Origin of the sequence: Stappia stellulata, assembly GCF_020176715.1 — a bacterium.
Lineage (GTDB): Bacteria > Pseudomonadota > Alphaproteobacteria > Rhizobiales > Stappiaceae > Stappia.
In genome coordinates this window covers 29,691-49,657 of the sequence record NZ_JAIVMF010000020.1, presented here as the reverse complement: position 1 = coordinate 49,657, position 19,967 = coordinate 29,691, and the positions used below count along the sequence as shown (strand labels likewise).

Annotated in this window: 19 protein-coding genes and 1 riboswitch; of the genes, 13 read left to right on the top strand and 6 right to left on the bottom strand. The window is 67.1% G+C overall.

The features are described 5' to 3' along the window. Positions 1-21: 21 nt before the first annotated feature. Positions 22-510 carry a peroxiredoxin gene (locus LC092_RS18470; protein ID WP_224808926.1) on the bottom strand — a complete coding sequence of 163 codons (489 nt, stop codon included), beginning with the start codon at positions 508-510 and terminating at the stop codon, positions 22-24. A 145-nt stretch (positions 511-655) separates the two neighbouring features. Continuing rightward, positions 656-1,495, bottom strand: coding sequence for a protein-disulfide reductase DsbD domain-containing protein (locus LC092_RS18465; protein WP_224808923.1), 840 nt, complete (start codon positions 1,493-1,495; stop codon positions 656-658). 308 nt (positions 1,496-1,803) lie between these two features. On the opposite strand from LC092_RS18465, the gene LC092_RS18460 reads away from it, so the two are divergent. The 5 genes from LC092_RS18460 to LC092_RS18440 all read left to right on the top strand — a co-directional run bounded on the left by LC092_RS18460 (position 1,804) and on the right by LC092_RS18440 (position 9,042). Beyond that, on the top strand, positions 1,804-2,391 hold the full coding sequence (locus LC092_RS18460) for a YqgE/AlgH family protein (protein WP_224808921.1): 588 nt from the start codon (positions 1,804-1,806) through the stop codon (positions 2,389-2,391). 286 nt (positions 2,392-2,677) lie between these two features. Beyond that, positions 2,678-4,087 carry a threonine synthase gene (gene thrC / locus LC092_RS18455; protein ID WP_224808920.1) on the top strand — a complete coding sequence of 470 codons (1,410 nt, stop codon included), beginning with the start codon at positions 2,678-2,680 and terminating at the stop codon, positions 4,085-4,087. Next, entirely contained in the window at positions 4,087-5,370 is a 1,284-nt protein-coding gene (locus LC092_RS18450; RefSeq protein ID WP_224808919.1) for a M16 family metallopeptidase, read from the top strand. The genes thrC and LC092_RS18450 overlap by 1 nt, the downstream gene beginning before the upstream one ends. Positions 5,371-5,387: 17 nt before the next feature. Next, a complete protein-coding gene (locus tag LC092_RS18445; protein ID WP_224808918.1) occupies positions 5,388-6,098 on the top strand; it encodes a GNAT family N-acetyltransferase in 711 nt (236 codons plus the stop codon). A 64-nt stretch (positions 6,099-6,162) separates the two neighbouring features. After that, positions 6,163-9,042, top strand: coding sequence for an EAL domain-containing protein (locus tag LC092_RS18440; protein ID WP_412103609.1), 2,880 nt, complete (start codon positions 6,163-6,165; stop codon positions 9,040-9,042). 77 nt (positions 9,043-9,119) lie between these two features. Here LC092_RS18440 and rnhA read toward each other — a convergent pair whose 3' ends face one another. From rnhA to ispH, 4 genes are read right to left on the bottom strand one after another with little or no spacing between them, the layout of a single operon-like run. Continuing rightward, positions 9,120-9,578 (bottom strand): ribonuclease HI, encoded by a 459-nt coding sequence (gene rnhA / locus LC092_RS18435; RefSeq protein ID WP_224808916.1) that lies wholly within the window; start codon positions 9,576-9,578, stop codon positions 9,120-9,122. Beyond that, positions 9,575-10,540: a homoserine kinase gene (gene thrB, locus LC092_RS18430; protein ID WP_224808915.1), complete on the bottom strand. Its 966-nt coding sequence runs from the start codon at positions 10,538-10,540 to the stop codon at positions 9,575-9,577. Before thrB ends, rnhA begins: the two co-directional genes overlap by 4 nt. A gap of 58 nt (positions 10,541-10,598) precedes the next feature. Continuing rightward, on the bottom strand, positions 10,599-11,231 hold the full coding sequence (locus LC092_RS18425; protein ID WP_224808914.1) for a LysE family translocator: 633 nt from the start codon (positions 11,229-11,231) through the stop codon (positions 10,599-10,601). Positions 11,232-11,284: 53 nt separating this feature from the next. Beyond that, positions 11,285-12,232: a 4-hydroxy-3-methylbut-2-enyl diphosphate reductase gene (ispH, locus tag LC092_RS18420; protein WP_318245935.1), complete on the bottom strand. Its 948-nt coding sequence runs from the start codon at positions 12,230-12,232 to the stop codon at positions 11,285-11,287. A gap of 303 nt (positions 12,233-12,535) precedes the next feature. Here ispH and LC092_RS18415 point away from each other — a divergent pair, with 303 nt between their 5' ends. From LC092_RS18415 to LC092_RS18380, 8 genes are all read left to right on the top strand, one after another. Beyond that, positions 12,536-13,156, top strand: a complete 621-nt coding sequence (locus tag LC092_RS18415) for a hypothetical protein (protein ID WP_224808912.1) — start codon at positions 12,536-12,538, stop codon at positions 13,154-13,156. A 130-nt stretch (positions 13,157-13,286) separates the two neighbouring features. Next, positions 13,287-13,377: riboswitch (glycine riboswitch) on the top strand. A gap of 183 nt (positions 13,378-13,560) precedes the next feature. Then, positions 13,561-14,700, top strand: coding sequence for a glycine cleavage system aminomethyltransferase GcvT (gcvT, locus tag LC092_RS18410; RefSeq protein ID WP_224808910.1), 1,140 nt, complete (start codon positions 13,561-13,563; stop codon positions 14,698-14,700). A 118-nt stretch (positions 14,701-14,818) separates the two neighbouring features. Further along, the gene (gene gcvH, locus LC092_RS18405) at positions 14,819-15,190 is read left to right on the top strand and encodes a glycine cleavage system protein GcvH (protein WP_224808908.1); all 372 of its coding nucleotides are present in this window, start codon (positions 14,819-14,821) and stop codon (positions 15,188-15,190) included. 4 nt (positions 15,191-15,194) lie between these two features. Beyond that, positions 15,195-15,716, top strand: coding sequence for an OsmC family protein (locus LC092_RS18400; protein ID WP_224808906.1), 522 nt, complete (start codon positions 15,195-15,197; stop codon positions 15,714-15,716). 1 nt (position 15,717) lies between these two features. Beyond that, the gene (gcvPA, locus tag LC092_RS18395) at positions 15,718-17,064 is read left to right on the top strand and encodes an aminomethyl-transferring glycine dehydrogenase subunit GcvPA (protein ID WP_224808905.1); all 1,347 of its coding nucleotides are present in this window, start codon (positions 15,718-15,720) and stop codon (positions 17,062-17,064) included. Continuing rightward, entirely contained in the window at positions 17,061-18,653 is a 1,593-nt protein-coding gene (gene gcvPB / locus LC092_RS18390; RefSeq protein WP_224808904.1) for an aminomethyl-transferring glycine dehydrogenase subunit GcvPB, read from the top strand. Before gcvPA ends, gcvPB begins: the two co-directional genes overlap by 4 nt. 133 nt (positions 18,654-18,786) lie before the next feature. Further along, on the top strand, positions 18,787-19,257 hold the full coding sequence (locus LC092_RS18385; protein WP_224808903.1) for a MarR family winged helix-turn-helix transcriptional regulator: 471 nt from the start codon (positions 18,787-18,789) through the stop codon (positions 19,255-19,257). A 22-nt stretch (positions 19,258-19,279) separates the two neighbouring features. Continuing rightward, positions 19,280-19,963, top strand: a complete 684-nt coding sequence (locus tag LC092_RS18380; RefSeq protein WP_224808902.1) for a cysteine hydrolase family protein — start codon at positions 19,280-19,282, stop codon at positions 19,961-19,963. Positions 19,964-19,967: the final 4 nt, after the last annotated feature.

Sequence of the window (19,967 nt, the reverse complement as noted above, 5' to 3'; positions counted from 1 at the left end):
GTCGGATGTCCCTGAGGGAAATCAGCCGAGCTGGTTGAGAATCTCTGCCGCGCCGGACGCCTCGGCCGTTCCGGGGGCTTCCTCGATGTTGAGGGTCTCGACCACACCGTCCTTGACGATCATCGAGTAGCGGCGCGAGCGAATGCCCATGCCGAAACCGGAGGCGTCGAGCTCAAGGCCGATTGCCTTGGTGAATTCGGCGCTGCCGTCGGCGAGGAAGTGGATCTTGCCGGCGTTGCCGCTGGCCTTTGCCCAGGCATCCATGACGAAGACATCGTTCACCGACACGACGGCGATCTCGTCGACGCCCTTGGCGCGGATCGTGTCGAAATGCTCGACGAACCCCGGCAGGTGATTGTTGTGACAGGTGGGGGTGAAGGCCCCCGGCACCGCGAAGAGAACGACCGTCTTTCCGGAAAACAGCTCTGCCGTGGTCGTTTCGGCCGGTCCGTCTGCGGTCATGATCTTGAACGTCGCGTCGGGAAGCTTGTCCCCAGCCTTGATGGTCATTTGAAATCTCCGGATTGATGCGGGAAAAACAGGAAGCCGTCGGCAATCGACGGGCTTCCTCGTTCACATAGGGTCTTGCGGTGACTGCGTCGAGAGGTCGCGAGCACATGCGATCCCTCTCCGCCCGTTCGCGGCATGAGAGGGGTCAGCGCGGCTCCAGCGTCTCGGCGTCGACGACGTGCTGCACGGCCGTCGTGCCGTTGACAAGCACCAGGGTGAGGGGGCGTCCGTCGGCCGTGCGCGCCAGACCATGGGTGGAGAGCGCGAAGACGGCGCGCGTGCCGTCGCGCTCGATCAGGCGCGGCACCTCGTTGTAGGACCCCTCCGCGCCTTGCGCGAAAAGGTCGACGGCGAGATTGCCGCCCGCCAGCGCGACCTCGATGGTCAACCCACGCTCGCCGGCGTCGTCCGTCGGTCCGGCCACGACGCGGGAAATCCGCGGCGGCTGGTCGCCCTGCGGCTTGGGAACGGCGAGCCTTGCGCTGGTGATCGCCATGCGGTGCTGCAGCGTGTCCTGCTGCGGCGGCACGGAGAGCGACAGCGAGGCCTCGGCCGGAACGCAGATGTCGCTGCACACGCCGAACAGGACGTCGGCGGAAAGCGACGCCGAGCCGTCCGTTTGGTCGAGCGTGAAGTCGACAGGCAGGATCACCCGGTTCTGATAGACGATCGAGGTGGAGGTGCCGTCGTCGTAGCGCAGCGGCGCGGGGAAGCCGAGGCGGGCGTCGGACACGCCGACAGAGCGGCTGAAGTCCGCCGTCGTCGGAATGCCGGCCTCTCCGGGAAAGCGCCAGTAGGTATGCCAGCCGGGCTCCATCACGATCTCGAGCGCCGCATCCGTGCGCTCCGGCGCGCCGGGGGCGCCGACGGCGATCATGCGGATCTTGCCGCCGGTGACCTCCTGCCAGTCGGTTTGCGCGGCGTCGGCGACCGTGGCCGCGATGAGGACGGCGAGTGCCGGCAGGAGTCGGAGGACGGATGTCATGAGGTGTGGCCCTGGCAAGAACATTGCCATCCAGTGTTGCCGCAAAAACCCGGGGCGGTCCACAGTAGCGCCGACCAATTTCGCGTGAGTGCGCCCGGGCCGGTGCTTGCGCCGGGCATCAACCGGGAGGCGGCGGAGAAACAGGAGGCGGTTAACATTCGCCCGGAGGCGGCGTACAATCGGGTCAGGCAAAGATCCGCGTCCGCGCAAGTGCGCCCGAGCCGGTGCGGCCGCAAGCGCGTCGGCTTGTAGCGGGGCGATGGCGGATCGATGCGGGTTGCAGATGCAAGCAGGTGACGCGGGACGACATGGCGGACAGTGATTTTCTGACGGGCCGGCTTCTGATTGCCATGCCGCAGATGGCGGACGAGCGCTTTGCGCATGCCGTCATCTATCTGTGCTCCCATACGGCTGACGGCGCGATGGGCATCATCGTGAACCAGCCGGCCGCCAATCTGACCTTCCCGGACCTGTTGCGCCAGCTCGACCTGATCCCCGAGGATGCGGACATCGTGCTGCCGCGGCTGGCGACGCGCATGCAGGTGCATCGCGGCGGACCGGTGGAGACCGGGCGCGGCTTCGTCCTGCACTCCGAGGATTTCGTCATCGACAATTCCACCATGCTGATCCAGGACGGCATCTGCCTGACGGCGACGCTCGACATCCTGCGCGCCATCGCCGAGGGTCGCGGGCCGAGCGAGGCGATGCTGGCGCTCGGCTATGCCGGCTGGGGCGCGGGCCAGCTGGAAACCGAGATCCAGGAAAACGGCTGGATCATCGCGCCGGCCGACAGCGCGATCCTGTTCGACCACGCGGTCGACAGCAAATGGGATCGCGCGCTCGCCAAACTGGGCATCAGCCCCGGCATGCTGTCGAGCGAAGCCGGGCACGCCTGAGCCTTCAAACCACCGGCCAACGCGCTTGCCCGTTCCGGGTCGGGGCGATAGTGTGCGCGATGGTCTGCCCACGGGCGTCGCCCGGCCGCAGAGGGCCGGGGCACATGCACGCCGGGGATCCGGGACCAACAAACGTCATGCGACGATCCGCCGTCCGTCGGCTGCGGATCACAACACACCGCGCCGGGCAGGCCCGGTGACAGCGGGCCGGTCTTCCGTGGCGGAGGGCGGTGCGCGGGGCGCGCATCGGCCGCCCCGGACGATCGAACTGGAGGACGTCGCCACCGTGAAATACGTCAGTACGAGGGGCGAGGCCCCTGAGCTGGGCTTTGCAGATGTTCTTCTGACCGGGCTTGCCGCCGACGGCGGGCTCTATGTGCCGCAAACCTGGCCGGAGCTCTCCGCCGAGACCATCGCGGGTTTTGCCGGCAAGCCGTATGCCGAGGTCGCCGAGGCCGTGATCGCGCCCTTCGTCGGCGACGACATCGACCGCGCGACGCTGGCGCGCATGATCCGCGAGGCCTATGCCGAGTTCCGCCATCCGGCGGTGACGCCGCTGGTGCAGCTGGCGCCGAACCGCTTCGTGATGGAGCTGTTCCACGGTCCGACGCTTGCCTTCAAGGATGTCGCCATGCAGCTGCTCGGGCGGCTGATGGATCATGTGCTTGCCGAACGCGGCCAGCGCGCCACCATCGTCGGCGCGACGTCGGGCGACACCGGCGGCGCCGCCATCGAGGCCTTTCGCGGGCGCGAGCGTACCGACATCTTCATCCTGTTTCCCGACGGGCGCGTGTCCGACGTCCAGCGTCGGCAGATGACCACGCCGACGGAAGACAACGTCCACACGCTGTCGCTGTCTGGCACCTTTGACGACTGCCAGACCATCGTGAAGGGCATGTTCACCCACGCCGCCTTCCGCGACCGGGTGCAGCTCGCCGGCGTGAACTCGATCAACTGGGCGCGCATCGTCGCCCAGGTCGTCTATTACTTCGTCGCCGGCGCCGCGCTCGGCGCGCCGCATCGCCCGGTGTCCTTCACCGTGCCGACCGGAAACTTCGGCGATATCTTCGCGGGCTTCGTCGCCGCGAAGATGGGGCTGCCGATCGAGCGGCTCGTGATTGCCACCAATGCCAACGACATTCTCACCCGCACGCTGGAAAGCGGCGCCTATGAGACGCGCGGCGTGATGCCGACCATCGCGCCGTCGATGGACATCCAGATTTCCTCGAATTTCGAGCGGCTTCTGTTCGAGGTGCACGGGCGCGACGGCGGCGAGATCCGCCGGCTGATGGCCCGTCTCGGCCAGTCGGGCGGTTTCACCCTCGCCGGGCCGGCGCTGGAGGCGATCCGCACGCGTTTCGATGCCGGGCGCACCAGCGAGGCGGAGATTTCCGCGACCATCGACCGGACGCTGCAGCAAAGCGGCTACCTGCTCGATCCGCATACCGCGATCGGCCTGCATGTCGCCGAACAGCGTCCGGACGACGGTGCGCCGATGGTGCTGCTGGCGACCGCCCATCCGGCGAAGTTCCCGGATGCGGTGGAGGCGGCCTGCGGCGTGCGGCCCGCGCTGCCGCCGGCGCTTCAGTCGATGATGCAGGCACCGGAACGCTTCGAACGTCTCGATGCGACGCGTGAAAGCGTCGAGGCGCATATTCTGTCCACGGCCCGCGCGGTCGGACTGGAGGTTGGCTGATGAATGTACGCACGACCCGGCTCGAAAACGGCCTGAGGGTCGTGACGGACACGATGCCCCACTTGCGGACCGCCGCATTGGGGGTCTGGGTCGAGGCGGGATCGCGCTCCGAACGGCCGGAGCAGAACGGCATCACCCACCTGCTTGAACATATGGCCTTCAAGGGCACGGCGACCCGCTCGGCGCGGCGGATCGCCGAGGAAATCGAGGCGGTGGGCGGCGAGCTCAACGCCGCGACCAGCGTCGAGCACACCAACTATCATGCCCGCGTGCTGGCCGAGGACGTGCCGCTCGCGGTCGACATGATCTCCGACATCCTGCAGAACTCCGTCTTCGACGAGGAGGAGCTGGCGCGCGAGAAGCATGTCATCCTCCAGGAGCTCGGCGCAGCACACGACACGCCCGACGACAAGGTCTTCGACCAGTTCCAGGAAACCGCCTGGGCGCGTCAGGCCATCGGGCGCCCGATCCTCGGCACCCGCGAAACGGTGATGAGCTTCACGCCGGACGATCTTCGCACCTATCTCGCCGACCATTACCGGGCCGACAACATGGTGCTGGCGGCGGCCGGTGCGGTCGATCACGACGCGCTGGTCGAGCTTGCCCGCGACCGGTTCTCCGGCCTGTCGTCCAAGGCCTCGCCGGAGCTTGCGCCGGCCCATTACACCGGCGGCACCGGACGCATCGAGCGCGACCTGATGGAGGTCCAACTGGTGCTCGGCTTCGAGGGGCAGCCCTACAAGGCGCCGGATTATTACGCGGTTCAGGTCCTGGCATCGGTCATGGGCGGGGGCATGTCGTCGCGTCTCTTCCAGGAGATCCGCGAGCGCCTCGGGTTGTGCTACGCGATCTACGCTTTCCACTGGGCTTTTCAGGATACCGGCGTCTTCGCCATCCACGCCGCAACGGGCGAGGAGGACGTGGCCGCCCTGTTCCCGGCGCTTATGGAAGAGCTTGCCGGGGCCGCCGACGGCATCGCGCAGGACGATCTCGACCGCGCCAAGGCACAGATTCGCGCCGGGTTGATGATGTCGCTGGAAAGCCCCGCCGCGCGCGCCGGGCAGATCGCCCGGCAACTGATGATCCACGGCCATGTCATGTCGCTGGAGGAAATTCAGGCGCGCATCGACAGGGTGACGCTCGATTGCCTCAAGCGGGTGGCGGCCGCGACCTTCGCCACGGCGCCGACCCTGTCGACGGTGGGGCCGGCCAGTGTGGTTCTCAGCGCCGATGACGTGGCGCAAAGCCTCGGGCACCGGCTGGCACGGGCCGTCGGCGCCTGATCGAAGCGGAGGCCGGCATGTCGTTTCTGCGGGGTCTCGGGGGGCATGAAGCGGCGCGGATCCTGACCGGGGAGGGCGTGCGGCTGCGCGCGCCCGCCGCTCACGATCACCCCGACTGGGCGCGGCTGCGCGAGGAAAGTCGCGACTTCCTCCAGCCCTGGGAACCGATGTGGGCGCGCGACGAGCTGACCCGCGCCGCCTACCGCCGTCGCTTGCGCCGCTATTCCCGCGAAATCCGCGAGGACCGGGCCTATCCCTTCTTCATCTTTCGCGCCGAGGACGATGCGCTGGTCGGCGGCGCGACCCTGTCGAACCTGCGCCGGGGCGTCGCGCAGACCTGCGTGCTCGGCTACTGGATGGGCGCGCCCTATGCGGGCCGGGGCTATATGACCGCCGCCGTGCGCGCGCTTGTCGGCTTCGCCTTCGGCGATCTCGCCCTCCACAGGATCGAGGCCGCCTGCCTTCCGCACAATGCGGCATCGCGGCGTCTCCTTGAAAAGGCCGGATTTCAGGTCGAAGGCTTCGCCCGCCGGTATCTGCGCATCGCGGGCGACTGGCAGGACCATGTGCTGTTCGCACGTCTTTCCAGCGATCCCGATCCTCTCGTGGACGGTCGTGAGGAGCAGGCCCGTCTCTCGCCGGTGTGGCGCGGGCAGGCAATGCGACCCGACGGCCAGCCTGCAGACCGGTCCGCCGGCCGGCCGGGCGGCCAGAAAGAAATCTTGTGAGATGTTACGGATGCCGATATGTGTCCGCCACATCGTGAACGCCGAATCTCAGCGGGTAATACGGTTGCGTTTCTTGAAAATCCTCCTCCTCGTGCTGTCTGCGTGGCTCGCCACTCTGGCTCCGGTCGCCGCGCTGGAGGCCGTCGAGGTGCCCGCCAACGCGGATGCGATCGACCTGACGTCGGCGGTCGATCTCTATTCCGGCACGGGCGCGAGCCTGCAGGTCTCCACGGCGCCCGGCGCCGACGGGATCGTGCGCCGCATCGAGGTGAATTCCCGCGACGATGAAAACACCAGCTGGGCGGTCTTCGCGCTGTCGAACCCGGGCGACGAGCAGATCGACCGGCTGATCGTCGCACCGTTCTTCCAGCTCGTCGGGTCGCGGTTGATCTGGCCCGACCTCGGCGCCTCGCGTATCGCCTCGATCACGCCGAGCCAGGGCATCGCCCCGGAACGCCAGTCGAGCCAGGAGGCGGACGTCTTTCTGGTCACGCTCGATCCGGGCGCGGTCGTCACCTATGTCGTCGAGCTGAGAACCGAGAACCTGCCGCAGATCCGCCTGTGGGAGCCGGACGTCTACAAGGACACGGTGAATGCCTATACGCTCTATCGCGGCATCATCCTCGGCATTTCCGGCCTGCTGGCGCTGTTCCTGACCATTCTCTTCGTGGTCAAGGGAACCATCATGTTCCCGGCCACCGCCACGCTCGCCTGGTCGGTGCTGGCCTATCTGACCATCGATTTCGGCTTCTGGAACAAGGTGCTGCAGATCACGCCGGGCGACGAGCAGCTTTATCGCGCCTGCGCGGAAGTTGCCCTTGCCGCCAGCCTTATCATCTTCCTCTACGCCTATCTCAACCTGAACCGCTGGCACATTCGCTACAGCCATCTGGCGCTGGCGACGCTGATCCTGGTGCTCGGCCTCTTGGGCGTCGCCGTCTGGGATCCGTCGGTGGCAGCCGGCATCGCGCGCATCTCGCTCGGCATCATCGGCGTGCTCGGCTTTGCGATCATCGTCGCGCTGGTGGCGCAGGGCTACGACCGGGCGATCATGCTGGTGCCCACATGGGTGCTGCTCCTGTCCTGGCTCGTCGGCGCGGGCATGACGGTGACGGGCGCGCTCGCCAACGACATCGTCCAGCCGGCGCTGGCCGGCGGGCTGGTGCTGGTGGTGCTTCTGATCGGCTTCACGGTGATGCAGCACGCCTTCGCCGGCGGTGCCATCGCGCAAGGCCTGATTTCCGACGTGGAGCGGCGGGCGCTGGCGCTCACCGGTTGCGGCGACATCATCTGGGACTGGGACATCGACCGCGACCGCATCTCCACCGGCAATGAGGTGGAAGAACTGCTCGGCCTCAAGCAGGGCCTGCTCGAAGGCCCGGCGCGCGACTGGCTGGACGTGCTGCACCCCCAGGACCGCGACACCTTCCGCGGCACGCTGGACGCGGTCATCGACCAGCGCCGCGGGCGGATCTCGCAGGCCTTCCGCCTGCGCTCGGAAGACGGCCACTACCGCTGGTTCCGCCTGCGGGCGCGTCCGATCATCGGTTCCGACGGCGAGGTGATCCGCTGCGTCGGCACGCTGCTCGACATCACCGAACAGAAGGTGACGGAAGAGCGCCTGCTGCATGATGCGGTCCACGACAATCTGACGGGCCTGCCGAACCGCGAACTCTTCCTCGACCGGCTGCAGGCAGCCCTTGCTCGCGCCCGCGCCGAAGGTCTGGCGCGCCCTTCCGTGCTGATGATCGACCTCGACCGCTTCAAGCAGGTCAATGATTCCATCGGCCTGTCGGCCGGCGACAGCATCCTGCTGACGGTGGCGCGGCGCATCTCGCGTCAGCTCAAGCCGCAGGACGCGCTTGCCCGGCTGAGCGGCGACACCTACGGGCTGCTGCTCCTGTCGGAACAGTCGGCCGACCGCGTCGCCGCCTTCGCCGACGCGATCCGCAGGGCCGTGCGCTCGCCGATCACCTTCGGCGATCAGGAGGTGTTCCTGACCTCCTCGGTCGGCATTGCCATCTACGAGGGCAACGAGAGCGAGGTCAGCGCGCCGGAGATGATGCGCGAGGCCGACATGGCCATGAACCATGCCAAGCGCATGGGCGGCGACCGGGTCGAGGTGTTCCGCCCGTCGCTGCAGTCGAGTGGCGCCAGCCGGGTCGAGCTGGAAGCGGACCTGCGCAAGGCGCTCAATACCGACGGGATCACGGTCTTCTACCAGCCGATCGTGCGTCTGGCGGACCGCTCCATCGCCGGCTTCGAGGTGCTGGCGCGCTGGAACCATCCGCGCCGCGGGGCGGTGTCGCCGACCGAATTCATCCCGATTGCCGAACAGTCGGGCCTGATCAACGAGCTGGGGCTCTTCGTGCTCGACCGCTCCGCGCGCCAGCTGTCGGAGTGGCAGTCGAAGTTCCGCGTTCCGGTTCCCCATTTCATCAGCGTCAATGTGTCGTCGCTGCAGTTGCTGCGCCATGAGCTGATCAACGACGTCAAGCAGGTGCTGTCGCGCTCCGCGCTGGCGCCGGGAACGCTGAAGCTGGAACTGACCGAATCCGTGGTGATGGCCAATCCGGAATATTCCGCGCGCATGCTGGAACGGCTGCGCGGGCTCGGCGCCGGCCTGTCGCTCGACGACTTCGGCACCGGCTATTCCTCGCTGAGCTACCTGCAGCGGTTCCGTTTCGATACGATCAAGGTCGACCAGTCCTTCGTGCGGCCGAACGGCCGCAGCGCGCGGCCCGTGATCCTGCGCTCGATTATCGCGCTCGGACACGACCTGGGAATGCAGGTGGTGGCGGAAGGCGCGGAGACGGAATCGGATTCGCTGGAACTGCATCAGCTCGGCTGCGAGTTCGCGCAAGGCTTCCTCTACGGCCAGCCGATGGAGGCCTCCGAGGCGACGAAACTGCTTCAGGCGGAAATGGAAGCGCTCAGCGCCTGAGGCGCGGGCGCGGCGACCCTTCCCTCACGCGTCTTTGCGATCATATGGCTGTGCGGCGGCCGCGCATGGTCGCGCCGTCAGCCCTTGAAGGGCGCCATGCCGCGCCGCGCGAGCTCGTCGGCGCGTTCGTTGTCGTCATGGCCGGCGTGGCCCTTGACCCAGTGCCAGACGACCTCGTGGCGCTTGCGCGCCTCGTCCAGCGCCTGCCAGAGTTCCGCGTTCTTCACCGGCTTCTTGTCGGCGGTCTTCCAGTTGTTGCGCTTCCAGTTGTGCAGCCACTTGGTGATGCCGTCGCGCACATAGGTGCTGTCGGTGTGAAGATCCACCGCACAGGGCCGTTTCAGCGCGTTCAGCGCCTCGATCGCCGCGGTCAGCTCCATGCGGTTGTTGGTGGTCTGCCCCGCGCCGCCGCACAATTCGCGCTCGTGCGCGCCGAAGCGCATCAAGGCGCCCCAGCCGCCGGGTCCGGGATTTCCCGAGCAGGCGCCGTCGGTGTAGATCGTCACGCGCAACGGGGTATCGCTGACGTCGCTCATTCGCTCAGCCCGTAGTCGGTCGCGGTGGCGACCCCCTGGTGGACGCGCAGCTTCTTCAGGTATTCCAGCGGATCCTTCGGCGTCACCAGCGCGCCTTCGGGTACGCGCAGCCAGTCGTGCAGCCGGGTCAAAAGGAAGCGCAGCGCCGCGCCGCGCGCAAGCAGCGGCAGGGCGTCGAATTCGGCCTGCGTGAAGGGCCGCACCGCGCGATAGGCGTTGAGGAGCGCGCGCGCCTTGGTCACGTTGAACGACATGTCCGGCTCGAAACACCAGGCATTCAGACAGATCGCGACGTCATAGGCGAAGGCGTCGTTGCAGGCGAAATAGAAGTCGATCAGGCCCGACAGCCGGTCGCCGAGGAAGAAGACGTTGTCGGGAAAGAGGTCGGCATGGATCACGCCGGAGGGCAGGTCGCGCGGCCAATGCGCTTCCAGATGGTCGAGCTCGGCGGTGAGTTCTGCGGCGAGCCCCGCGCTGATCGTGTCGGCCTGATCGATGGAATCGGCGAGCAGTGGCCGCCAGCTGTCGACCGACAGCGTGTTGGGGCGGGTGAGCGCGAAATCCTTGCCGGCGAGATGAAACTTCGCCAGCGCTGCGCCGAGTGCTGCGCAATGATCGCGCTTCGGCCGGCGCACCCACATGCCGTCGAGAAAGGAGATGATCGCCGCCGGCCGGCCGGCAAGCCGGCCGAGCATCCTGCCGTCGCGCGCGGCGACGGGGGTCGGGCAGGAGATGCCCTTGTCGGCGAGATGGCGCATCAGCTCGATGAAAAACGGAAGATCCGCCGGGTCGACGCGCTTTTCGTAGAGCGTGAGGATGAAATAGCCGGCGTCGGTATGGAGCAGGAAGTTGGAGTTCTCGACCCCTTCCGCGATGCCCTTGCAGGCAAGCACGCCGCCAATGTCATATCCCTCGAGGAAAGCCGCAAGCTCCTCGTCGGACACATCCGTATAAACTGCCATTTCGGTTCTTTTTCTTTTGGTGGGGATTGCGTTTGGAGCGGTCGCCAGGGCGAAGCGATCAGGGGGTGACGGGGGTGCGGGCATCCGCCAGCAGGCGGCCGCCGATGGCGATGAAACAGGCCCCGGCCACCCGCTCGATCCAGTGCTGCAGGCCGGCGAAGCGGCGAAGCACGGGGCCCGAGGACATGAACAGGGCGACGAGTGTGTACCACACGGCCGCCGCCGCCACGACAAGCACGACCATGGCGACAAGCACCCAGGCGGGCGTCTCGGCCGTCACGGCGGTCGCAAAGACGCTGGCGAAGAGCACGATGGCCTTGGGATTGGTCATCGTCACGAGAAAGCCGAACAGCATCGGATTGCGTCGTGGGCTGCTGTCTGCGGCGTCGATCTCCAGCGCTTCGGGTCGGGCGAACAGCAGCTTGAGGCCGAGCCAGGCGAGATAGAGCCCGCCGGCAACCCTGAGCACGATGGCGAGCCACTGATACTCGACCAGAAGCGCGGAGAGCCCGACCAGCGACAGCGTTGCATAGACGCCAAGCCCGAGGGCGACGCCGGCCGTGGTCAGCAGTCCCGCGCGGGTGCCGCGTGCCATCGACGAGCGCACCACGGCGATGAAGTCCGGTCCCGGAAGCATCAGGGCCGGCAGGAAGATCGCGAAAACCGCGATGAAGATGCCGAGCCACTCCATGTCCGTCTCCTCAACTCGCCAATCCGGGCGGCCCCGCCGGGCGCATCCGCTGTTTATTCCGCCGCCTCGCGCAGGGCGCGCGGCAGGTTGAAAGCGATCGTCTCTTCCGCCGTGCGCACGCTCTCCACCGCCACGTCGTAACGCTCGGCGAAGGCGCCGATGATCTCTTCCACCAGCACCTCCGGTGCCGAGGCGCCGGCGGTGATGCCGAGGCTCGAAAGCCCGGAAAACCGCTCCCAGGGAATGTCGGAGGCGCGCTGCACCAGAACCGCGAAGGGGCAGCCGGCACGTTCGGCGACCTCGCGCAGGCGCTGCGAGTTGGAGGAATTCGGCGCGCCGACCACGATCATTGCATCCACTTCGGGGGCAACGGCCTTGACCGCTTCCTGCCGGTTGGTGGTGGCGTAGCAGATGTCGTCCTTGTGCGGCGCGACGATCTCGGGAAAGCGCTCGGTGAGCACCTCGACGATGGCGCGCGTGTCATCGACGGACAGCGTCGTCTGGGTGATCCAGGCGAGCGGCTTGCCGCCGGTCGGCTCGTAGGTCCGCGCGTCCTCCACCGTCTCGACGAGGCGCACGGCGCCGTCGGGCAGTTGGCCCATGGTGCCGATCACCTCCGGATGACCGGCATGGCCGATCAGGATGATCTCGCGGCCGCGCCGGTGATGGATCTCGGCTTCCTTGTGCACCTTGGAGACGAGCGGGCAGGTGGCGTCGAGATAGAACATGTTGCGCGCCTGCGCCGCCGCCGGCACGGATTTCGGCACGCCGTGGGCGGAAAACACCACCGGCCGCTCGACATCCTCGTCCGGGATCTCGGTCAGTTCCTCGATGAAGACGGCGCCCTTGGTCTTGAGGCTTTCCACCACGTATTTGTTGTGCACGATCTCGTGGCGGACGTAGACCGGCGCGCCGAAGCGCTCCAGCGCCAGCTCGACGATCTGCACGGCGCGGTCGACGCCGGCGCAAAAGCCGCGCGGCGCGCACAGCAGCACGCGCAAGGGGCCGCGGGTCTGTGCGGAGCCGGTGGATGCCGTCGTATCGCTGGATGTCGAAGCCAAGCCGGGCCTCCTTCGCCGTTTCGCCTGCCCGCGAGGGGCAAATTCCTGCCCGGCGCCTTGATCGCGAAGATGCGCAACCGGTTCCCGGCAATAGAGGGACGCACCCGGCACCTGTCAAGGGTTGCCGGCCGGCAGCCGCATTGTCGCGGCGCGAGGGGTGGCGTCTCGCCAAGTCCGCGACGGGCTGATATAGACGGGCGCTGTCGAGAATTCGGGACACGGGTCGAAGTGGAAGAGACGGATATGCACAAGACTGTCGGAATGCGCCGGGCGGGATCTGTCGCGGCTGCTGTCATGGTGCTGGCACTGGCCGGCTGTGGCGGCGATGGCGGCGGGGCCGGTGGCGTCTTCGGCGGCGGCGATGTCGGCAAGACGATCATTTCCGGCAATGCGGCGAGCCAGTCCGCCGTCGACGTCAATCCGGACGTCTTCCGCCAGGATGTGCCCTGTCCGGCGATCGAGGTCGAGGACGGCGGCTATATCGTCATGAAGTCGCAGCGCGGCAAGGACGACGATCCGCGCGCGCTGCAATATCAGGCGAACCTGGAGAAATGGGCACGCAAGTGCCGCCGCGAGGGCGGCGAGGTCAAGATGACGCTCGGCGTCTCCGGTCGCGTCACCCCGGGTCCGGCCTGGGAGGGCGGCGAGATCTTCCTGCCGATCCGCGCGACCTTCGTGTCGCTGGAGGATGACGCCGACACCAAACGCGGGCCGAAGCCGACCGTGCTGACCGTTCCGGTCACGCTCGGCGCCGGCGCGCCGGCCGAGCAATGGGCGCTGGTGGAACAGAACCTCGTGGTGCCGCAGGGCGGTTCGGTCAAACTCGAAATAGCGCTGGACGACGGCCGCAATCGGCGGCAATAGGGAGCGGTGATTGACAGTCCGAGTCGGAGTGCCGACAATGACTGGACGGAACTGACGCGGCGTTTTCGTTGTGCGCCGCAGGTTTTCCCGCATTTACCGACCGTTGGCCGGTCGGCGAAGGGGAGATCCGAAACGACTTGCGGGAGAGGTCGGCGCAGGGCGCCGGCGCCGAAGGAGCAACCGCCCCGGAAACTCTCAGGCAAAAGGACCGCTGGTCGAGCAACGCTCTGGAAAGCAGGACGCGCAAGCCCTTTGGCGTGCACGGCCTCACCGAAGGAGTAACCGCCACCGAGACGCGCATGATCCTTGCGCGGGCGGGAAATCTCTCAGGTCGTCGGGACAGAGGGGGTGCGTGTGAGCCGTTTGCTTTCGCGTCACCATTCCCTCTTGCGCCAGGACGCCCCATGACCGACGCCTCCCTGTTGTCGACGCCGCTGACCGATCTCCACCGTGAGCTTGGCGCAAGGCTCGTGCCCTTCGCCGGGTACGAGATGCCGGTGCAATATCCGCAAGGCATTATCGCCGAGCACAGCCATACGCGCGAGAAGGCGGGGCTGTTCGACGTCTCCCACATGGGGCAGGCCTGGCTCGTCGGTCCGGACTTCGAGACGACCGCCGCAGCGCTCGAACGCATCACGCCGTCCGCCATCGCCGCGCTCAAGCCGGGTCGCCAGCGCTACACCGTGCTGCTGAACGAGACCGGCGGCATCGTCGACGACCTGATGGTGAGCCGCCCGGATGGTGCTGAAAACGACGGCCGGCTGTTCCTTGTCGTGAACGCGTCGCGCAAGGCGGTCGACTACGAGATGATCGCGAAGAGCCTCCCCGAGAACGTCAAGCTGGAGCCGGTGGAAGACCGCGCGCTGATCGCGTTGCAGGGGCCGATGGCCGCCGATGTCCTGAAGGCGCATGCGCCGGATGCCGCCGACATGGCCTTCATGGCGGTACGGTCCATGGAATTCGACGGCATCGCCGTTCATGTCTCGCGCTCCGGCTACACCGGCGAGGATGGCTACGAGCTGTCGGTGCCGGCGGGCGCGGCGGAGGCGATTGCCCGTGCGCTGCTCGCCGATGAGCGCGTCGCGCCGATCGGGCTCGGCGCGCGCGATTCGCTGCGCCTGGAAGCGGGCCTGTGCCTTTACGGCCATGACATCGACGAGACCACCTCGCCGGTCGAGGGCGCCATCACCTTCGTGCTGCAGAAGCGGCGCAAGGAGGCGGGCGACTTCCCCGGCGCGGAACGGATCCTGAAGGAACTGGAAGACGGGCCGTCGCGGGTGCGCGTCGGTTTCACCCTTGAAGGCCGGGCGCCGGCGCGCGAGGGCGCGGAGATCCGCAACAGCGAGGGCCGGACCGTCGGTGTCGTCACCTCCGGCGGCTTCGCGCCGACGCTGGGTGCACCGATTGCCATGGGCTACGTCGAGACATCCTGCGCGGACGTCGGCACCAGGCTGACCCTCGTCGTGCGGGGCCGCGAGCTTCCCGCCACCGTGGCGGAGATGCCCTTCGTGCCGCAGCGCTACTATCGCAAGCCGTCCGCCTGAGCCGATTTTTGCAGACGCCCTCCCGCGTCTTTCATCCCTGGACGCTCGAAGCGTCCGCCCTCTCTGGACGCCTGAAGACGTCCGTACCATGTGACTTTCCATCTGGAGGAACGAGACCATGTCGACCCGCTACACCGAAGATCACGAATGGATCACCGTCGACGGCGATGTCGCCACTGTCGGCATCACCAATTACGCCCAGGAGCAACTGGGCGATGTCGTTTTCGTCGAACTGCCCGAAGTCGGCCGCAAGGTCTCCAAGGGCGACGAGGCCGCCGTGGTCGAGAGCGTCAAGGCGGCGTCGGAAGTCTATGCGCCGCTCGACGGCGAGGTCGTCGGCGCCAATGACGTGCTGGCCGACGAGCCGGGCAAGGTGAACGAGGATCCCGAAGGTGCCGCCTGGTTCGTCAAGATCAAGATGTCGGACACCGGCCAGCTCGACGGCCTGATGGACGAAGCCGCCTACAAGGCGCATCTCGAAGGCCTGTAAGCCGATGGCGAAGCACCTTTACCGGGCCGATGTCAGCTGGCGGTGTTCGGGCGATTTCTCCGCGAACGCCTACAGCCGGGGTCACCAGTGGTCGTTCGACGGCGGGATCACCGTTCCCGCGTCGGCGTCTCCCACGGTGGTGCCGCTTCCCGCGTCCGTGGAAGCGGCCATCGACCCGGAAGAGGCCTTCGTCGCCGCGATTTCAAGCTGCCACATGCTGTGGTTCCTCGATCTGGCGCGCCGCGACGGCCTGGAGGTTGCAAGCTACACCGACCGGGCGGAGGGCCGCATGGAGCGGGTCGCGCCCGGCAAGATGGCCGTGACCCATGTGGCGCTTCGCCCGGAGGTCGTCTTTTCGGGCGACGTTCTGCCCGATGCCGACCGGCTCGAGGACCTGCATCACAAGGCCCATGAGGCGTGTTTCATCGCCAATTCCGTCAAGAGCGAGATCGTGATCGAGGCCTTGCCCGCGCGTCTCGCCCAGGATCGACACGACGACGATCAAGACGACCGACAAGGAGCGTAACATGCGCTATCTCCCGCTTTCCGACGCCGACCGCGCCGACATGCGCGCCCGTGTCGGTGTCTCAGACATCGACGAGATCTTCGTCGATATTCCGAAAAGCGCCCGTCTCGACGGGCTGCTCGACCTGCCGCTGCGCCAGAGCGAATTCGCGGTGGAGCGAGACCTGTCGCGCATGGCGCTGAAGAACGTGCCGGCCTCCGCCGTGCCCTTCTTCGTCGGCGCCGGTGCCTACAAGCATCATGTGCCGGCAAGCGTCGATCACCTGATCCAGCGCTCCGAGTTCCTAACCTCCTACACGCCCTATCAGCCCGAGGTCACGCAGGGCACGCTGCAGTATCTCTTCGAGTTCCAGACCCAGGTCGCAGCCCTGACCGCCATGGACGTGGCCAATGCCTCCATGTACGACGGCTCGACCGGCACGGCCGAAGCCGTGCTGATGGCGCACCGGGTGACCAAGCGCAACAAGGCGGTTCTCTCCGGCGGATTGCACCCGCAGTATCGTGACGTGGTCGAGGGCCTGAGCGCCATGGCCGGCGACCGGGTGGAAAGCCTGCCCGCCGATCCGAACGCGACCGAGGACATCCTGTCCAGGATCGATGACGAGACTTCCTGCGTCGTCGTGCAGTCGCCGTCCTTCTACGGCCAGCTGATCGACCTGAAGCCGATTGCGGAGAAGGCGCATGCCCATGGCGCGCTGCTGATCGCCGTCTTCACCGAAGTGATGTCGCTCGGCCTGATCGAGCCGCCGGGCGCGCAAGGCGCGGATATCGTTGTCGGCGAGGGCCAGTCCATCGGCAACGGGCTGAACTTCGGCGGGCCTTACGTCGGTCTTTTCGCCACGCGGCAGAAGTACATCCGCCAGATGCCGGGACGGCTCTGCGGCGAGACGGTCGACGCCAACGGCAAGCGCGGCTTCGTGCTGACGCTTTCGACCCGCGAGCAGCACATCCGCCGCGACAAGGCGACGTCGAACATCTGCACAAACTCCGGCCTCTGCTGCCTGGCCTTCACCATCCACATGACGCTTCTGGGCGGCAAGGGGCTGGAGAAGCTGGCGAGGATCAACCACGCCCATGCGGTGAAGCTGAAGGCGATGCTGGAAGCGATTCCCGGCGTCTCGGTGATCAACGACGCCTTCTTCAACGAGTTCACCGTGAAGCTGCCGATGGAAGCTGCCGCCGTGGTCGAGGCGCTTGCGCGCCAGGGCATTCTCGGCGGCGTGCCCGTCTCGCGGCTGGAGCCGGGCAAGAGCGATCTGGAAAACCTGCTGCTCGTGGCATCGAGCGAAGTCAATTCCGACGAGGACCGCGACGCCTTCGTCGCGGCGCTGAAGGAGGTGCTGGCATGAGCATGAACAATCAGGGACGCCCCTCCGCTCCGACCGAAACGGGCGGACTGACCGAGCATCCGACCTTCACCGGCAACAAGGCGTTGCAGATGGAGGAACCGCTGCTGTTCGAGACCGGCCGCACCGACATTTGCGGTGTCGATCTCGACGAGCCGGCGGATTTCACGCCCGCACTCGGCGGCCATGCCCGCACGGCGGAGCTGGATCTTCCCGCGCTCACCGAGCCGGAGACGATGCGTCACTTCGTGCGCCTGTCGTCGAAGAACTACGCCATCGACGCAGGGCTCTATCCGCTCGGCTCCTGCACGATGAAGCACAATCCGCGTCTCAACGAGAAGATGGCGCGGCTGCCGGGCTTTGGCGACATTCATCCGCTGCAGCCGCTGTCCACCGTGTCGGGTGCCATCGACCTGATCGACGAGCTGTCCCATTGGCTGATGACCATGACCGGCATGAGCGCGGTGGCGATGAGCCCCAAGGCCGGCGCCCACGGCGAATTGTGCGGCATGATGGCGATCAAGGCGGCGCATAGCGCGGCTGGGCGCGACCCCAAGATCGTGCTTGTTCCTGAATCCGCCCATGGCACCAATCCGGCGACCGCCGCCCTTCTCGGCTACAAGGTCGTCTCCATCGAGGCGCGCGAGGACGGCACGGTCGATACCGCTGCCGTCAAGGCGCGGATCGCGGAGCATGAGGGCGACATCGCCGGCATCATGCTGACCAATCCGAACACCTGCGGGCTGTTCGAGCGCGACATCATCGCCATCGCCGACGCGATCCACGAGGCCAACGGCTATTTCTACTGCGACGGGGCGAATTTCAACGCCATCGTCGGAAAGGCGCGGCCCGGCGATCTCGGCGTCGATGCGATGCACATCAACCTGCACAAGACCTTCTCCACCCCGCATGGCGGCGGCGGACCGGGCTCCGGCCCGGTGGTGCTGTCGGACCGTCTGGCGCCCTTCGCGCCGCTGCCCTTCCTGCGCAAGGACAGCGCCGGCGTCACCTGGGTGGAAAGCGAGACCGAGCTGAAGGAGGGCGAGAAGCCCTTCGGCCGCATGACCGCCTTCCACGGGCAGATGGGCATGTATGTGCGCGCGCTCGCCTACATGAAGAGCCACGGCGCCGACGGTCTGCGCCAGGCCTCCGAGGATGCGGTCCTGAACGCCAACTACGTGCGCGTCGGTCTGGAAGACCTGATGAGCCTGCCGTTCGGCTCGCGCTGGTGCATGCATGAGGTGCTGTTCGACGACAGTTTCCTCAAGGACACCGGCGTCACCACGCTCGACTTCGCCAAGGCGATGATCGACGAGGGCTATCACCCGATGACCATGTATTTCCCGCTGGTCGTCCATGGCGCGATGCTGATCGAGCCGACGGAATCGGAAAGCCGCTCCTCGCTCGACCTCTTCATCGCCACCATGCGCGATCTGGTGATGAGCGCGCAAAAGGGCGAGACCGACCGCTTCAAGGGCGCGCCGTTCCATGCGCCGCGCGCGCGTCTCGACGAGACCCGCGCCGCCCGCAAGCCGGTGCTCAAGTGGGAACGCCCCGCCGCACGCGAGGTGCAGCCGCAGGCCGCGGAGTAGGGTCGGCCCGCAAGCCGCGACCAAAGAGACGAACGCCCGGCCATCGCGCCGGGCGTTTTCGTTTCGCAAGGGCTATTGCCTTTTGTAATCTCGTGTGTCTATTAGACATATCAAATGTCAAATAGAGGCGATGATGACGGACAAGGCCCGGACGCTCTACGACCTGCTGCAGATGGTGCGGCCGCTGCACCGGCGTGTCGCCCGCTCGGTTGGCGGTCATCTGGAGGGCGCGGGCATCGGCGTCGGCGAGCGCGCGGTGCTGGCGCTTCTCGTCGAGGACGCGCCCTTGAGCGTTCCGGCGATCGGGCGCGCGCTCTTCCTGCCGCGCCAGAACATCCAGAAATGGGTGGACGGTCTCCGCGCTGCCGGACTTGCCGAGCGCCGGCCGAATCCGGCCCATCGCCGCTCGTATCTCATCGCCGCGACGCCTCAGGGCCGCGACTTGTTTGCAGGGATCCGCAAGCGCGAGGACGCCGCGATTGCCGACCTCGCCGAGCGCCTGTCGCCGGCGGACCTGAAGACCGCATCCAACGTGCTGTCCGCCTGTCTCGAGCATTTCTCGCCGTTCGAGGACGATCCCGATCATCCCCGTCCGCTCGCCTGACACCCGCGCAAGGAGATCGCACATGTGGCTCACCATCCTCGGCGTCGCGCTTGCGGCTCTCGCCGGTCTGGCGCTTTACTTCGTCGCGACGGCGCGGCGCATCGCCCGACCGACCCGCGGGGAGCCGATTGCGGGCGAGGCCACCAAGGGGGCGCTTCTCGTCATCGACATGCAGGAGGACTTCACCCGCTCGCACGGCGCGAATGCCTATGACGGGCAAGAGCGCAACCGGGCGATTGCCCGTATCAACGCTCTCGTCGCGGCCGCACGACAGGCCGGCGAACCGGTCGCCTTCATAAGGCAGGAGCATCAAGGCAGGGCGGTGCGATGGGTCGCGAGCCTTTTGCTCGGCGGCGCCGGCAATCCGGGTCGGCCGGGGGCGCGGCTCGACCGCGATGTCGACGCGGATGGCTGTCCCGTCTTCGTCAAGCATGTGGCAGATGCCTTTTCCGATCCCGCGCTCGATGCCTGGCTGCGCGAGCAGGAGGTCGGCCGTCTCACCCTGACCGGGCTGGACCTCGCCCATTGCGTCAGGGGAACGGCGCTTGGCGCGCGCAACCGCGGCTATCGGGTGACGGTCGACCTGGCCGGATCGCTGGCCGCGCGGGAAAAGCCGGCCTTGCACGCGGTCGACGAAATGGAAACGGCGGGCGTTGTCCTGCGCGGCCCGCAGGACAACGCGCCGCGCGCCGCCGCCATGGTCTGACTGC